The 16473-nt window shown below is 61.2% G+C and carries 13 protein-coding genes and 1 tRNA gene; all 14 read left to right on the top strand.

All coding sequences use genetic code 11. The features are described 5' to 3' along the window. Positions 1 to 93: 93 nt before the first annotated feature. The 14 genes from OIL77_03580 to mfd all read left to right on the top strand — a co-directional run bounded on the left by OIL77_03580 (position 94) and on the right by mfd (position 16427). Positions 94 to 1281 (top strand): glycosyltransferase family 2 protein, encoded by a 1188-nt coding sequence (locus tag OIL77_03580; GenBank protein ID HJI44499.1) that lies wholly within the window; start codon positions 94 to 96, stop codon positions 1279 to 1281. After that, positions 1278 to 2621 carry a histidine kinase gene (locus OIL77_03575; GenBank protein ID HJI44498.1) on the top strand — a complete coding sequence of 448 codons (1344 nt, stop codon included), beginning with the start codon at positions 1278 to 1280 and terminating at the stop codon, positions 2619 to 2621. The genes OIL77_03580 and OIL77_03575 overlap by 4 nt, the downstream gene beginning before the upstream one ends. Positions 2622 to 2693: 72 nt before the next feature. Beyond that, positions 2694 to 3410 (top strand): response regulator, encoded by a 717-nt coding sequence (locus OIL77_03570; GenBank protein ID HJI44497.1) that lies wholly within the window; start codon positions 2694 to 2696, stop codon positions 3408 to 3410. Positions 3411 to 3505: 95 nt separating this feature from the next. Beyond that, complete coding sequence (locus tag OIL77_03565; protein HJI44496.1) at positions 3506 to 3973, top strand: YfcE family phosphodiesterase; 468 nt, start codon at positions 3506 to 3508, stop codon at positions 3971 to 3973. A 211-nt stretch (positions 3974 to 4184) separates the two neighbouring features. Further along, positions 4185 to 4262 (top strand) — tRNA-Asp (locus OIL77_03560). A 358-nt stretch (positions 4263 to 4620) separates the two neighbouring features. Further along, the gene (locus OIL77_03555) at positions 4621 to 5106 is read left to right on the top strand and encodes an Rrf2 family transcriptional regulator (GenBank protein HJI44495.1); all 486 of its coding nucleotides are present in this window, start codon (positions 4621 to 4623) and stop codon (positions 5104 to 5106) included. A 21-nt stretch (positions 5107 to 5127) separates the two neighbouring features. Further along, on the top strand, positions 5128 to 6033 hold the full coding sequence (locus OIL77_03550) for an adenine glycosylase (GenBank protein HJI44494.1): 906 nt from the start codon (positions 5128 to 5130) through the stop codon (positions 6031 to 6033). A gap of 114 nt (positions 6034 to 6147) precedes the next feature. After that, positions 6148 to 6687 (top strand): rubrerythrin family protein, encoded by a 540-nt coding sequence (locus OIL77_03545; GenBank protein ID HJI44493.1) that lies wholly within the window; start codon positions 6148 to 6150, stop codon positions 6685 to 6687. 278 nt (positions 6688 to 6965) lie between these two features. Beyond that, on the top strand, positions 6966 to 7598 hold the full coding sequence (locus tag OIL77_03540; GenBank protein HJI44492.1) for a hypothetical protein: 633 nt from the start codon (positions 6966 to 6968) through the stop codon (positions 7596 to 7598). Between the two features lie 465 nt (positions 7599 to 8063). After that, on the top strand, positions 8064 to 8498 hold the full coding sequence (locus tag OIL77_03535; GenBank protein HJI44491.1) for a hypothetical protein: 435 nt from the start codon (positions 8064 to 8066) through the stop codon (positions 8496 to 8498). Between the two features lie 124 nt (positions 8499 to 8622). Beyond that, entirely contained in the window at positions 8623 to 9978 is a 1356-nt protein-coding gene (gene rmuC / locus OIL77_03530) for a DNA recombination protein RmuC (protein HJI44490.1), read from the top strand. A gap of 127 nt (positions 9979 to 10105) precedes the next feature. Continuing rightward, positions 10106 to 11908, top strand: coding sequence for an ABC transporter ATP-binding protein/permease (locus OIL77_03525; GenBank protein ID HJI44489.1), 1803 nt, complete (start codon positions 10106 to 10108; stop codon positions 11906 to 11908). Positions 11909 to 11971: 63 nt separating this feature from the next. After that, a complete protein-coding gene (nth, locus tag OIL77_03520) occupies positions 11972 to 12637 on the top strand; it encodes an endonuclease III (GenBank protein ID HJI44488.1) in 666 nt (221 codons plus the stop codon). Positions 12638 to 12794: 157 nt separating this feature from the next. Next, positions 12795 to 16427, top strand: a complete 3633-nt coding sequence (gene mfd / locus OIL77_03515) for a transcription-repair coupling factor (GenBank protein ID HJI44487.1) — start codon at positions 12795 to 12797, stop codon at positions 16425 to 16427. The last annotated feature ends 46 nt before the right edge of the window (positions 16428 to 16473 follow it).

Genomic DNA, 16473 nt, shown 5'->3' with positions numbered 1-16473 from the left:
TTTGCCCAAGTGGGTATGATGGAATCAGCTAGGTCGCGGGGCGTCGCCTGTGTTTGGCGGCGTCCCGTTTTTGTGTTGCAGGGAGGGTAAGGCATGAACGCCACGGTCGTGATTCCAACGTATTGGGCGGGCGATGACGCTTGCGCAAACGCCCCTGGCACCTATGATCATTCGACGCGACTCAACGCCGACAATCCCGAACTCGACCGCTGCCTGACCTCGCTCGAGCAGGTGCGCGACATTCCACGTATTATCTTGCTGGTGGTTTGCCCCGTTTCTGCCACAGCCGATGTGTCGTTGCGCGTGCACGATATCGTCAACGCACATCCTACGCTCAAGGTCACCGTTGTCACCAATACTCAGGCATCGCGTATCGCCGACCGAGTGGCGCAGATTGCGCCCAAGGGTTCGGGCGAGTGCGTGAGCCTGCGAGGCTACGGTGCCATCCGTAACATGGGCCTTGCCTGCGCGGCGGTGCTGGGGCACGATGCGGTTGTCTTTTTGGATGACGACGAGACCGTCATCGACGCCGACTTTATGAAGCGTGCGACGTATGCACTGGGGCAGCAGACGCGCCAGGGCTTGCCGATCTTGGTCAAAAGCGGCTACTTCTACGATCGCGATGGATCGCCGCTGGCCCCTACGGACAAGGCGGGTATCTGTCATCGCTGGTGGACCAAGCGCATCGAGTTCAATCGCTGGATGAAAAAGGCGCTTTCGGGTACCCGCATCTCGCGTTCCAACTACGTGTGCGGTGGCCTGATGGCCCTGCATGCCCGCGCCTTTACCCGTGTGGCCTTCGACCCGTTTATCACCCGTGGCGAGGACTTGGATTACCTCTTTAACATGCGCATGTTTGGCTACGACGTGTGGTTCGATAACGAGTGGACCGTGCGCCATCTGCCTCCGGAGTCCGAAAAGCGCTCACCGCGCTTTATGCAGGATGTATACCGTTGGTACTACGAAAGGGCAAAGTTGACATTCGCCGCGCATCAAAAGGAGCTCATTCCCGTTACGGCGGCATCGCTCATGCCCTACCCGGGCCCGTGGATTTCGCGCGAGCTCGACGACCGCGTGCGCAAGACCGCTATGGTCCGCAGCGTGTTTACCCGCGAGCATGAGGGCTACCTGCGCATCTGGCGCCATGGTATCGACGAGGCAAAGGCCTATGCGCGCCAAAACGCTGCAAGCTACCTGCGTTTCCAGAGCTTTTGGCCCAAGATCATGGACGGGCTTTGGCGTGACGCACAACTGATCAGTATCCTGGAGGGGGCCGAATGATCGACCGCCGCGCCCAGCGCGATAGTTCAATATCAATCTTTCGCATCATTGCCGTTGCCTGCGCCATTTGCGTGCTGGTGTACTTTATTTTTGCCTTGGTGACCGGTATCGAGCCGATCCCCACGGTGATTGCCTGCGCGCTGCTGTGCATCTTTCTGTGCATCTTTATCTTCTTGACGCTCAATCCCGATTCGGTGCGCTCCCAGTACACCGAGGAGACGCTCTCGGTGGCCTCGGCCATGCTTGAGGACATTAAGGGCGGTCTGACGCAGGAGTCGGCGCGTTTGGTGTGCCGGCGCATTTTGCCCGAGACGCGCGCCATGACGGTGGCCATCACCGACGAGGGCAACGTGTTGGCCTGCGCAGGCGAGTTTGAGGAAAAACTACTGCCAGATTCTCCCATCCACACGCTTGCCACACGCTACGTTATCGAACATGGCATCGTGCAGTCGTTCAACCGTATGGTGAATGTCGTGGGCTCGGATGGCTCGCACAACCAAGTCCCCGCCGGCATTATCGCCCCCATCAAGGTGGGCGATCGTACCGTCGGCACGCTCAAGTTCTACTACAAGACCCCGCGCGCCGTCGACCGTACCCAGTACGCGCTTGCCTCGGGCTTTGCCGAGATCTTGTCCACGCAGCTCGCCATCCACGAGCTCGAGGTGCAAAAGGAACTCACGGCGCGCGCCGAGGTGCGTGCGCTGCAAGCGCAGATTAACCCGCACTTCCTGTTCAACACGCTGAACACCATTGCATCGTTTACGCGCACCGACCCGCTGCGGGCCCGCGAACTGCTTCGTGAGTTCTCATCGTTCTATCGTGCCACGCTCGACAACTCGGGATCGCTTATTCCGGTCTCGCGCGAGGTTGCACAGACCAAGCGCTACCTTACCTTTGAGAAGGCCCGCTTTGGCGAGGACCGCGTGCTTGCGACGTTCGATGTGTCCGAGGACGTGGAAGATACGCTGGTGCCGGCGTTCGTGATCCAGCCGATTGTCGAGAACGCCGTACGTCATGGTATGGGCGATGACGACGCCCTGAGGATCGACGTGACCGTTCACCAAGACGGCGAGGATGCAATCTTGATTGCCGTGGCCGATAATGGCGTGGGCATGGATGAGGGTACCGCCGCCAGACTGTTTGACGAGCGCTCTGCCCGTCCCGACGCCAGCTCTCCCCAGGGTGGCGGCGCCGGTGTGGCCATGCACAATATTTCGGAGCGCATCCATCGCTTTTATGGGCCGCACTCCTATACGCGTGTCGAATCGGCGCCGGGCAAGGGCACCAAAGTGCTCCTTCATCTTGATTTGTCAGAGAGCATCTTTGACATTCAAGAGTAGAATAAAAGGCTACGGGCTCAACGTCATGCGACGGATGCCCGGCGTAGTTAGTTGACGAAAGGTTTTATCCCTATGCTGCGTGCGATGATTGTGGATGATGAGGCGCCGGCTCGCTCGGAGCTTCGCTTCTTGCTCGAGCAAACGGGCAAGATCGGCACGATCACGGAGGCGTCGAGCGTCCGCTCCGCCATCGAGATGCTTATGGAAAGTCGCGTGGATGTCGTGTTTCTCGATATCTCGATGCCCGGTGCCTCGGGCCTGCAACTTGCCGAGGCACTGCATAAGCTCAAAAATCCGCCGGCGATCGTATTTGTGACTGCGTATAGCGACCATGCGGTCGAGGCATTCGACGTGGATGCCGTCGATTATCTGATGAAGCCTGTCGAGGAAGCTCGCTTGGATCGCGCGATCGAGAAGGTCATGCAACGCGCCAAGCCGGTTACGGACAGCAAGGTGACCATCGAGCGAATCCCGGTGGAAAAGGGCGGCCGCAAGGTACTCATTCCCGTGGACGACATCCGCTTTATCATGGCCAAGGACGATTACTCCTGCATCTATACCGTCGATGATCGCTTTTTGTCGACGACCTCGCTGGCGCAGTTTGAGGCCAAGCTCTGCGACTTTGGCTTCTTCCGTGTTCACCGCCGCTATATCGTCAACTTGGCGTGCGTCACGGACGTTGAGACGGTGCCCTCGGGTGCCATCCAGCTGGGCATTACGGGCGTCGACGAACGCGTGCCGGTTTCGCGCCGCCGCGTCGTGCCGCTCAAGAAGGCTCTGAGTCTCTAGCACACTGGCCCCGCAGCCCTGTAGACCCATCGTCTGCGGAGCCGTGGGGCCTTTTTGTATGTATCTGCCGAATCGTTTTTTGCGGAAGGGATCCCATGAACAGTGCAAGCGCCAAGCGCATCGACATCATCTCGGACACCCACGGCTATCTTTCGCCTGCGCTCCTGGACGAGCTTAAGGGCGCAGACCTGATCATCCACGCCGGTGACCTCACATCCGAGATGGACTACGAGCACCTATGCACCATCGCCCCCGTGCGAGCGGTTCTGGGCAACAACGACTACTACCGCGACTACGGCCCCGATGTGGATCGCCTGGCCCTCTTCACCTACGAAGGCCTCAAGTTCGCCGTAGCCCACTACCGCGAAGACCTCCCAGTGGGATCCGTAGACGTAGCCATCAACGGCCACACCCACGTAACCAAAGAAGCCCAAGTAGGCCGCTGCTTAGTCCTCAACCCGGGCAGCGCCAGCTACCCCAGAGGCAGCAGAGGTCCCACCATGGCCAGAATGCTAGTAAAAGACGGCAAGATCCTAAGCACCAAGTTTATTGACTTGGAGTAACCGCAACAAAAACGGGGGATGCAGATGCGTCCCTCGTTTCCATTTGAGCCAAAGGCGGAGCTTCAGCAAGATCCTTAGACAAACCCCGCCCCGGAGACCCTCCCGGAGGGCCCAAAAATTTTTTCAAAAAAGTTGTTGCGCACCGGACAGACTTCTGTGTATACTAATCCCCGCAGCGCACGCGAGCGGAAACAAACGCGAACGACTGTCTGGGGAGTTAGCTCAGTTTGGTTAGAGCGCCGGCCTGTCACGTCGGAGGTCGCGGGTTCGAGCCCCGTACTTCCCGCCAACGCAATTAAAGCCACGTCTTCGGACGTGGCTTTTTGCGTTTGATGCACTTTGTTTCGGTAGAACGATCGCCCTAGCGCATCTTCGCCCAGAATCCCCGCCCCTTCAGGAACGCAAGTAAAATCTAATAAGCATATCTGTCTAAACAACAGCTTTGTTGCGCAACACCTGTTCAACGAGACAGGGGGTTAGGTTATACTAAATTGCACTGTAGGCCGCATCTGATGCATTTCGCTCCAAGCGCGGCACTCAGTGGATATCCGATTTACCATTTGGATGTCCTGCGGTCATTTAGCGTCTCGACACAAGCTCGGCCCCGGAGCTCGTTCGAGCTGTTCGTATTCCTTGAAAGGGGAAAAATGGACATATCGAGGAAGACTGATTACGCCCTTCGCATGCTGGCGATGCTTGCCGAGGATCCGGAGCGTTTGCTTTCTGTTCGCACCGCTGCCGAAGAGGTCAATGTCCCGTATTCGTTTGCCCGCTCGATTCAGCACGGTTTGGTCCAGGCCGGTATTGTGGAGAGCCTGCGTGGCGTCCACGGTGGCATGCGTCTAAAGGTCAGTCCGGACGATGTTACTATCCGCCAGGTCGTCGAGGCCGTTCAGGGCCCTATGGTTATGAACGATTGCACCGCGCCCGATGGTGACTGTGCGCGCATGGGCACGTGCTGCTATCATCCCCTGTGGGCCGGAGCTCAAGCGTTGATGCGCGACTACCTCGATTCCGTTTCGCTCGGCGACATCGTCGCTCACCGCCAGTTCCCGGCCGTCGATTCCAAATTCGCCGACCGCGACGCGTTTCCCGAGTACGCCGCCTGTGCATGTGCTTGCCGGGAGGAATAGCGCCGCATAAGGAGCATAGATATGATTCAGGACCCCTTTCGTTCGATGATTCGTTCGGAAGGGGTCCTGCGTTATCGCGACCTTCCGTGGCGCCGCACGCGCGATCCGTACATCATTTGGCTTTCCGAGGTCATGCTGCAGCAAACACAGGTGCCGCGCGTGGAGACGCGCATGCCGGCGTGGCTCGATCGTTTTCCGACTGTGCAGGCGCTTGCCCAGGCCGCGCCTTCCGATGTTTTGGACGCTTGGCAGGGCATGGGCTACAACCGACGCGCTCTGGCGCTTCATGGGGCCGCTCAGCGCGTTGTAGAGGACTGGGACGGGGAGTTTCCGCGTGAGACGCGTGACTTGGTCGCTCTGCCCGGCATTGGCCCGGCAACGGCGCAGGGCATCCGTTCGTTTGCGTTTGATCTTCCAGGCGTGTATCTAGAGACCAATGTGCGCACGGTCTTTTTGCATCATTTCTTTCCCGATGTACCGGCTGTTCCCGATCGCGAGCTGGTGCCGCTGATTCAGGCGGCCTGTCCGGCGGCCCCTGGTGCGTTGGCGGACGAGACCGCTCCCTTTGCCGTGCCGCTCGATGATGCCGACACGCCGCGCGCGTGGTATTACGCGTTGCTGGATTACGGCGCATATCTAAAAAAGACGTTGCCCAATCCGTCTAGGCGTTCGGCGGGCTATAGCCGTCAGTCAAAGTTTGAGGGCTCACGTCGCCAAAAGCGCGCGCATATCGTGCGCATGTTGCTGGCAGCGCGCGATGGCCAGCCGGCGGGGATTACGCTTGCTGATGTCGTGGTGGGCGTTAACGAGATGGAAGCGGCGGCTGGGCGTGGACCGGTCGAGCGCGAGCTTGTCGCGGGCATTCTAGCCGACCTGGAGCGTGAGGGCTTTTGCCGAGCCGAGGGCGATCGCTGGCTGAGCATCTAGCCTGTGCAAATCTGAAGAACAGGATTGTAAGGTTTAGATTTCCGGCATGAGGGCATCCTAAAGACGAGGCCGCTCGAAGCCTACGGGCGGTATGCGTTGAAGGGAAGTACACCTATGGATTTTGAGAACTCCCAAACCAAGAAGAACCTCGAGACTGCTTTTGCCGGTGAGTCCCAGGCACACACCAAGTATCGCTACTATGCCTCCAAGGCCAAGAAGGACGGCTACGTTCAGATCTCGAACATCTTTGCCGAGACGGCTGGCAACGAGTCCGAGCACGCCAAACTGTGGTTTAAGTATCTGCACGATGGCGCCGTCCCCGATACCCTGGACAATCTGCGCGATGCCGCCGCGGGTGAGAACTACGAGTGGACCACGATGTACGACGAGTTTGCCAAGACCGCCGAGGAAGAGGGCTTTGCCGAGATTGCCGCAAAGTTCCGTGGTGTCGCCGCAGTCGAGAAGGCCCATGAGGAGCGCTACAACAAGCTCGTCGAGCGCATCGAGTCGGGCGAGGTGTTTGAGCGTGAGGGCGTGAAGGTGTGGAAGTGCCTGAACTGCGGGCACCTGCATGTGGGTGCCGAGGCGCCTGAGGTGTGCCCGGTGTGTAACCACCCCAAGGCGTACTTTGAGGAGCAGGTGGTGAACTACTAGCGCGTGGCGCTAGCGTGAGCTGGGCCGGGAGGGCCGGACTACCTTCCCTCCTCGCTCACGGCTTCGCAGGGTCGCGTTGAGGGAAGGTAGTCCGGCCCTCCCGGCCCGCTTTGGGTCGTCGCGTGCTCGATACAGAAAAGCTGATAAGAAGTTTGTGTGCCGCCCCGATAGGGGCGGCACGTTTTTGTATGGGGGCTGGTTGGGACGGCACCGTTCATGGGTGGGGTACACTGGGTAGCGACTTTTAGTTTATCTACTACCTGATGGGGTGTTTTTGTATGGGTAAGAAGTCTCGGGCTCGGGTGGCTGCGGCGGGAACTCGCAAGGATCCTGGCCGTCGGGTTGCCGAGGGTAAAAAGGCCGATCGTGCCGAGAAAGACAAGAAGGTCGGCGCGCATGCTCATCCTGAGTGGGCGCCTTATTTGAATTCGGCTAGTGAGGATTTGACTGCCAAGTTATTTACTCTGGTCGAGGTCATCTTGGGCGTGGTGCCCGTGGTGGTCATTGGCCTGTTCCTGGCCTCTAAGGATGCCACGAGCGTGGATAAGCTCACCGATGTCTTTTCTCAGGACCCCTCGATGGTGGTTACGTTTATCTCTGCGTGCCTGCAGCCGTTTGTGGCATACATGTTGTACATGATTTATCGCAAATACTGCGAGGGCGATGCGGGCTTTGCCGCCGGCAACCTGATTGGCCTCTTGTGCTCCGAGATTTTGCTGCTCAATATTCCCGGCGTCATCGGCATGGGCATCTTGTTGTGGCGTGTTTGGCGCAATGTTGCTCCGCACTTTGAGAGCTGGCTGTTTGAGCGTCGCGCAATGGGCGTGCTAGTCGACATCGCGGGCTCACTCGTGATCCTAGTCCTGGCGTTTATGTGTGCCACCGCAGCTCGAGGTCTCGCGGGCATGTAGCCTGCTATCACCGACTGCGGAGCGCGGGGCAACTGCTGGCTTTACCGCTCCGGGCGTCAGACCCGCGGCGCATCCCTTTCCCTCTCGCTCACGGCTTCGCAGGGTCGCGCGAGGCAAAGACATACGCCGCGGGTCTGACGGCGCGAGCTTGCCAACGAGTTTTGACTAATAGATTGGTTTGTGTGCCGCCCCTTTTGGGGCGGCACGTTTTTGTGTGGGGTCCCTGTCTTCACAATTTTCGTCAAGCTTTTGGTTAGATTTTGGTCAGTTGGCGTAAAGGCGGAAGGCCAAAAGATTGCTGGCGAAAAAAGCTCAGAGAAAGTGCTGGTAGGGGTGTTGTTGAGCTTTTCGACAGCTTTTGAGCAAAAGAAACTTTGTGGCTATTGCCGGCGATTGCGTTGTCGCGGTCATGGCGGTGCGGGATGCTGGTCGTAAGCGTCGAATGCTCCGACTTTGGAGGCCAACATGGACCTGTTTCTTGAGACTCCGCAGCAACAAGCTGAGCGCATGCTGCGTCAGCAGCAACGACTCATGGAGATGCAAATGCAAGGGGCGGCAGCCCAGCCCTTTGCGCAAAATGTCGTGCCCGCTGCTGTACCTGCAGCTGTGCCCGGGTGTAAATCGGCGCCAGAGGCCTATTCCGTACAGCAAGATTCATATGCGCAGGAGCTCGCGTTCGACAAGCGTCGTGCGCGTCGTCGCCGTGTGGGCCAGCGCTTGCGCATATTGGCGATGATCGTGCTCATCCCGTTAGGGCTTGCGGCCATCTTTCTGGCGTCGTATGCCCTCACGTGCATCCTCAACGGCGCATCGCCCAACGAGGTGCTCCAACATCTGTCAGCCCTGGGCCAGCACCTAGGCGACGTCATAACAACCATCCGCACCGGCTGGGAGAGCTAGCGTTTTAGCGTCCGCGGCTCTAAGAGAAATTTGTCTGCAAGGCAGTGAGTGATCCGTGTGTGTGGCGGGGTAAGATTGATCGCGGTTTTGATTGATGACCGATTGAGTTTGTTGGGCGGAGTCTATGTCTGCTATTGATATCGTGCTTGTTGTGATCGCCTTGGTGGCGGTGGGGGTTGCTGTGGCTTGCGCCCTCCAGCTCAAGAGCCTGCGTGCCGAGTTGCGGGAGCGTGGCGACAGTAGCGCGGAAACGCTGGCAGCACTCGAGCAGGCCAACAACGCGCTCGATGCCCTGAACGTCGCGCTGGCCGAAACTCGCCGCACGGCCAATGCCATCGCGCAGCAGCAGACGACAGATGCGGCCGTGGAGCAGCAACGTTACCTGACCATCGCACGCGAGTTCTCGCAAGCTGGTGACCGGATGGATGACCTGCGCCGCGAGACGGCCCAACAGCTCGGTGCCAACCGCGAGGGTATCGAGCATCGCCTGGACAAGGTGCGCGAAACGGTCGATGCTCAGCTGGGCGCCATCCGCAAAGACAACAACGTGCAGCTCGATCAAATGCGTGCGACGGTGGACGAGAAGCTCTCCCGCACGCTCAACGACCGACTGTCGGCATCGTTTAAGCAGGTGAGCGACCAGCTCGAGGCCGTGTACAAGGGCCTGGGCGATATGCAATCTATCGCCACCGGCGTGGGCGACCTTAAGCGCGTGCTGGGCAACGTGAAGGCGCGTGGCATTTTGGGCGAGGTGCAGCTGGGTGCAATTCTGGCGGACATCCTTACGCCCGACCAGTATCTGGAAAACGTCGCCACCAAGCCCGGTGCCTCGGAGCGCGTTGAGTTTGCCGTCAAGCTGCCGGTGGACGAGGGCGATCCCGTGCTGCTGCCGATCGACTCCAAATTCCCGGGCGACGCGTACGAGCACTTGCTCGACGCGCAGGAGTCGGGCGATGCGGAGACCGTGGCGGCTGCGCGCAAGACGCTCGACACCATGGTCAAGCGCGAGGCAAAGGACATTTGCGAAAAGTACCTGAGTGTGCCGGCAACGACCAACTTTGGCATCATGTTCGTGCCGTTTGAAGGGCTGTACGCCGAGGTCGTCAGCCGCTCCGGGCTTATCGAGACCCTGGGCCGCGACTATCACGTCAACGTTGCCGGCCCCAGCACCATGGCGGCCATTCTCAACAGCCTGCAGATGAGCTACCAGACGTTTAGGCTGCAAAAACGCACCGACGATGTACTGCGAGTGCTCTCCGCCGTCAAGGCCGAGCTGCCGCGCTATCAAAAGGCGCTGCGCCGCGCCCAGCAGCAGATCGAGACCGCGGGTAAAACGGTCGAGGGCATTATCACCACGCGCACCAACGTCATGGAGCGCAAACTCAAGGATATCGACGCGCTGGAAGACGCCGACCAAGCCGATGAGATCTTGGGACTCACGCCCGCGGGCCTTTCCACAGACCAAGAAGACGAGGACTAATTGCAACAAGGCAGCGGGGCACCGGCGCAAACGCGGGCACCCCGCTGCCTTTCACATCGCGCTTGCCTGAAGTGCGCTTTAGTGTGCAACAATGGCGTTTCGCCCTATCAGACGCGAAAGGAAGCCCATGTCTCAGAGAAACACCAGTCCGCTGAAACGCTCCACCGTGCGCCGCACGCTGCAGCGGTTTTGGGGTGTCACGCGTACGCAGCCGCTGATTGTCTTTCTCTCGGTGTTCTCGTCGGCGGGCTACATCTTTTTGCTGACGTTTGCCAATACCTATGTGATGGCCCTCATTGTCGACCGCGTTCAAGCCGGTCCCGTGGCGGGTGATCAGGTGTTTGAGGTCTTCGGCCCCTATATCCTGGCGCTCGTACTCGTTAACCTGGTGGGCCAAATCCTCTCCAAGCTGCAGGACTACACCGTCTACAAGCTCGAGATTGCGGGCAACTATCACCTGGCGCGCCTGTGCTTCGACACGCTCTCCAATCAATCCATGACATTTCACACCAGCCGCTTTGGCGGATCGCTCGTGAGCCAGACGAGCCGTTTTATGAGCGGCTACACGGGTCTGGTCGACGTGACGGTGTATTCGCTCATCCCCACCATCACCTCGGTCATCTGCACCGTGGCCGCACTCGCCCCGGTGGTGCCGACGTTTACCGTGATCCTGGTGTGCATCATGGTCGTCTACATCGCGTTTGTCTGGCTTATGTACAAACGCATCATGCCGCTTTCGGCCGCGACGTCCGCCGCGCAGAACAAGCTCTCGGGTGTGCTCTCCGACGCGGTCACGAACATCTTGGCCGTCAAGACCTGCGGGCGCGAGGACTTTGAACGCGATCTGTTCGACGCCGCCGATCGTGCCGCGCGCGATGCCGAGACAGTCTCGATGCACGCCATGATGCAGCGCAACTTTACGACCTCGGGCCTTATCGTCATTACCATGGCCGTGGTGAGTGTATTCGTGGCGGGCGGCAACGCGTGGTTTGGCATCTCGGCCGGCTCGCTCGTCATGATCTTTACCTACACCTATAACCTCACCATGCGCCTGAACTACGTAAGCTCCATGATGCAGCGCATCAACCGCGCGCTCGGCGATGCGGCCGAGATGACGCGCGTGCTGGACGAGCCGCGTTTGGTGGCAGACGACCCGGACGCCCCTGAGCTCAAAGTAACCGAGGGCGCGATTGATTTTGAGCACCTGAGCTTTGCGTACCGTGACGCTGCGGCGGGCGAGAACGTGTTCGATGACCTGACACTTCATGTGGCGGCGGGCCAGCGCGTGGGCCTGGTGGGCAAATCGGGCTCGGGTAAGACGACGCTCACCAAGCTGCTGCTGCGCCTGGACGATGTCCAGGGCGGCCGCGTGCTCGTGGACGGTCAGGATGTCTCGCGCTGCACGCAGCAAAGCCTGCGCCGCCAGGTTGCCTACGTGCCGCAGGAGGCGCTGCTGTTCCACCGCTCCATTCGCGAAAACATTGCCTACGGTCGTCCCAACGCCACTGATGAGCAGATTCGCGAAGCCGCGCGCCTGGCCAATGCCCTGGAGTTTATCGACCGATTGCCCCGTGGCTTTGACACCATGGTGGGTGAGCGCGGCGTCAAGCTCTCGGGCGGCCAGCGTCAGCGCGTGGCTATCGCCCGCGCCATCCTAACCGACGCGCCGATTCTAGTGCTCGACGAGGCGACCTCTGCCCTCGACAGCGAGTCCGAGGCGCTGGTGCAGGAGGCGCTCGAGAACCTGATGCGCGGGCGCACCTCCATTGTGGTGGCGCACCGCCTGTCCACCGTGGCGGCGCTCGACCGCATTGTGGTGCTGGCCGATGGTGAGATTGTCGAGGACGGCACGCATGCGCAGCTCGTCGAGGCGGGTGGCGAGTACGCGAGCCTGTGGAGCCGTCAGACCGGCGCATTCTTGGAGGCGTAAGCGTCTCGGACGTGGGACAATTGTGCCCATAAGTTTATTGTGCCGTTGAGCCGAGGAGCCGTTATGCCACGCGAGACCAATGCCGCCAAACGCGAGCGCGCCGTTGAGGTGTGTGAGCGCCTCAACCGTCGCTATGGCCCGGTCGAGTGCTTTTTGGACCACGAGAATCCCTTCCGCCTGCTGATCGCGGTGCTGCTCTCGGCGCAAACGACCGACGCGCAGGTCAACAAGGTGACGCCGAAGCTGTTTGCCCAGTGGCCCACGCCCGAGGCCATGGCCGGGGCGAGCGTGGCTGACGTGGCAGACGCCATCAAGTCACTCGGCTTCTACAAGAGCAAAGCCAAGCATGCCGTCGAGGCCGCGCAGATGATCGTCGCCGACTATGGCGGCGAGGTGCCGGCCGACATGAAGGAACTCGTGAAGCTGCCGGGCGTGGGACGCAAGACGGCGAACATCGTGCTCAACGTGGGGTATGGCATCGTGGAGGGCATTGCGGTGGACACGCACGTCAACCGCATTGCGCACCGCCTGATGCTGAGTCCCAAGACGCATGCCAAGGAGCCGCTCAAGACCGAGCAGGATCTGCTCAAGATTTTGCCGCACGAGTATTGGGAGTCGGTCAACCATCAGTGGATCACCTTCGGTCGCGAGATCTGCGACGCCCGCAAACCCAAGTGTGACGAGTGTCCGCTGGCAGATTTGTGCCCCAGCGTGCGCGTAGCGGGGTAGGGCGGAGCGCATTTTCGTCTGGCGTTTTTTGCGGGGCTGGGCTTGCCCTTGAGCCGGAGTCCTCTCCATGCGCTACCATGACAGACAATGTATTTGACGTACGACCCGCCGAGCTTGCCCCGGCGGGCTTTTGGCGTTGCGATGCCGGAGGAACAGCATGCTCATTCACCGTATAGCCGCGCAGCTCTACACTGCCGAGACGCTGCAGACCGTCGAGGCCGGACTCGATGCCGGCGAGGACGTGACGCTGGCCGTGTCGCAGTCGGGTCGCACGCTTATGGCGGCCGCCCAGTTTGCGCGCCGTCCGCGCCCGACGGTCTACGTTGTGAGCGGCGAGGATGCGGCCGATCGCGCCGCTCGTAGCCTTGCCGCCTACGTGGGCCTGGCGCATGTGTGCCGTTTCCCCGAGCGCAAGGATTATCCGTGGCGCGAGCAGGCGCCCGACGACGCCGTGGTAGCGCAGCGATGCGAGGCCCTGGGACGCATCGTGCGCGGGGACAACTGCATCATGGTTGCCTCGGCTCGCGCGTTGCTGCGCTGCGTGCCGCCGGTCGAGAGTCGCTACTGGGAGTCCACTACTTTTGCAGTGGGCGAGGAGATTCCTTTTGATGAGGTACCGCAGCGTCTGGTGGGCATGGGCTACACCAATGCCGGCGCCGCCGACGCGCCCGGCCTGTTCCGCGTGCACGGTGACACCGTCGAGGTGTTTCCCGCGCAGGAAAAAGCGCCCGTGCGCATTGAGTTCTTTGGCGACGAGATCGACCGCATCCGTCGCATGGTGAGCTCAACGGGGCAGACCATCGGTAACGAAGACAGCATCGAGATCTTCCCCTGCCGTGAGCTGGCGCTTACCGACGAGGCCGTCCACAACATGCATGTGGCGCTCTATCGCGCTAGCCAGGACGACAACAAGCTGGCCGCATTGCTCGAGATGGTGGATGCGCGCATCGTTACACCCGAGCTCGACCGCTTTTTGCCGGTAATGTACGGCCAGACCGTGAGCCCGCTGGCGCACGTGAGCGGCAAGGCGCTCGTGGTGCTGTCCGAGCCGCGCTCGCTGTTCGACGATTGCCTGCGTGCCTACGAGGATATCGAGGCGCGTGCTGGCGAGGCAGGGATTGACCGGCTGGATGGCCTGTATGTACGTGCCCAGCAGCTCGATTTTGGTGCCCAGCAGCGCCTGAACTACGTGAGCCTCATCCGTGCCGGCGGCGCGGTGACGGCGGAGCTCAAGATTGAGCAGCCGGCCATTGCGGGCTCGGACAATCGCTTTATGACGCGCATTCAGGAAGTCGTGGGCAAGCGCTACGCCTGCGTGTTTGCCATTCCCGACCGCGGTGCGCGCGAGTCGATGGAGCTCACCTTTGGCGACGAGGGCATTACCTTTGAGGAGTCGCTGACGTCCGCCCCCGAAAACGCTGGTGTTATCGGCGACCGTGTGCGCGTGGCGGCGGCGGATTCCGCCGACCGTGCCGCACGCCAGGAGGCCCATGCTTCCATTCGCGAGCGTAAGGCCGACGCGCTCAACGCCCGTTCGCTCGAGGCGGGCGCCGCGCAGGCTGCCGCCGGCGCTGCCGTGCCCACCATCTCGCGCGGGCGCGTGACCTTTGTGGACGCTGCCCTGCCGCAGGGCGTGGTGGTGCCCGACGCCAATTTGGCCGTGTTCTCGATCGCCGACCTCAATGCCCGCATGGATGCCAACCGCGCGCGCAGCCGCCGCAAGGTTGACATTACGCAGATCACCTTCCCGTTTAAGCCGGGCGACTACGTGGTGCACGCTACCCACGGCATCGCGCTCTTTAGCGAGATCGCGCGCCAGGAAGTGGGCGGCAAGGAACGCGACTACTTTTTGCTGGAATATGCCGATGGCGACAAGCTCTACGTGCCGCTCGAGCAGGTCGACCGCATCACGCGCTACGTTGGCCCCGACGGCGACAAGCCGCGCCTGACCAGGCTCAATACCGCCGACTGGACGCGTGCCACCAACAAGGCGCGCAAGAACGCCAAAAAGCTGGCGTTTGATCTGGTCGACCTGTATACGCGCCGCTCGTCGATTGCCGGTATCGCCTGTCCGCCCGACACGCCCGAGCAGATTGAGATGGAGGAGAGCTTCCCCTACGACGAGACGCGCGACCAGCTGGAGGCCATCGCCGACATTAAGGCCGACATGGAGGCGCCCAAGCCCATGGACCGCCTGCTGTGCGGCGACGTGGGCTTCGGCAAGACCGAGGTTGCCCTGCGCGCGGCGTTTAAGTGCGTGGACTCCGGCCGCCAGGTCATGGTGCTCTGCCCCACGACCATTCTTGCCCAGCAGCACTACGAGACGTTCTTTGAGCGCTTTGCTCCGTTTGGCCTCGAGGTTGAGGTGCTCAGCCGCTTCCGCACGCCGGCGCAGCAGAAGCGCGCGCTCAAGGCATTTGCCGAGGGCACGATCGATGTGCTCATCGGCACGCACCGCCTGCTTTCGGCCGATGTGAACCCCAAGAACCTGGGCCTGGTGATCATCGACGAGGAGCAGCGCTTTGGTGTGCAGCACAAGGAGCAACTCAAGAACCTGCGCGAGCAGATCGACGTGCTCACGCTTTCGGCAACGCCCATTCCGCGAACCATGCAGATGGCCACGAGTGGCGTGCGCGACATGAGCCTGATCACGACGCCGCCGACCGGGCGTCGTCCCGTGATCGTGCACGTGGGGGAGTACGACCCCGATGTGGTGAGCGCGGCGATTCGCCTGGAGGTGGGCCGCGGCGGTCAGGTGTATTACGTGTCCAACCGCGTCAAGACCATCGACGACGCCGTGGCGCGCGTGCATGAGGCCGCGCCCGAGGCGCGCGTGGGCGTGGCGCACGGCAAGATGAGCCCGCGCGAGGTCGAGGACGTGATGATCGAGTTCGCGACCAAAAAGATCGACGTGCTCATCGCCACGACCATCGTGGAGAGCGGCATAGACAACGCGACCGCCAACACGCTGATCATCGAGGACTCGCAGCGCCTGGGTCTGGCACAGCTCTACCAGCTCAAGGGCCGTGTGGGCCGCTCTGCCACGCAGGCCTACGCGTACTTTATGTTCCCGGGCGAGCTGCCTCTCACCGAGGAGGCGACGGCGCGCCTGACCGCACTTTCCGAGTTCCAGGACCTGGGCAGCGGCATGCGCATCGCCATGCGCGACCTGGAGATCCGTGGTGCCGGCTCGCTTATGGGCGCCGAGCAGCACGGCAACCTGTCGAGCGTGGGCTTTGACCTGTTTACGCAGATGCTGGGACAGGCCGTGGCCGAGGCGCGCGGCGATGACGATGCCGGCGTGGAGGCGGCGAGCGTGGGTATTAACCTGCCGGCCGACTACTTCTTGTCCGAGGAGTACCTGCCGGCGGTGGATCAGCGCGTGCTCGTGTACCGTAAGCTTGCAGCGGCCGAGGACCTGGAGAGCATCGATGAGGTGCAGGAGGAGACCGAGGCTGCGCATGGCGAGCTGCCGCTGGCGGGACTCAACCTGTTCAATCGCGCACGAATCCGCATTCGCGGCGAGCGCCTGGGGCTCGAGAGCGTCACGCTCAGTGGCGGTCGCATCACGTTTTTGGGCGTCGACGTGCCCAAGAAGGTGGCTTTTGAGCTTAAGACCCGCTATGGCGCGGTGAACTTCCCCAAGAGCCGCAAGCTGTCGGTACCCTACAAGGCAGGCGCCGGTGCGGGCAGCGGCCTGGGTCGCGGTCTCGACGCCAACGACGGCACCGGCCCGGTGGCCGCGGCGCTCATGCTGCTGCAACAGCTGGGCGCTAGTGATGATGACTAGCGAGTCGACGCTGCAAACACCCCATTTGGGCACTCTGGCTCCATCG

The sequence above is a fragment of the Coriobacteriaceae bacterium genome (assembly GCA_025993015.1).
Taxonomy (GTDB): Bacteria; Actinomycetota; Coriobacteriia; order Coriobacteriales; family Coriobacteriaceae; genus Collinsella.
The sequence above is the reverse complement of the archived record's forward strand: the minus strand, read 5'-3'. Positions and strand labels throughout refer to the sequence as shown.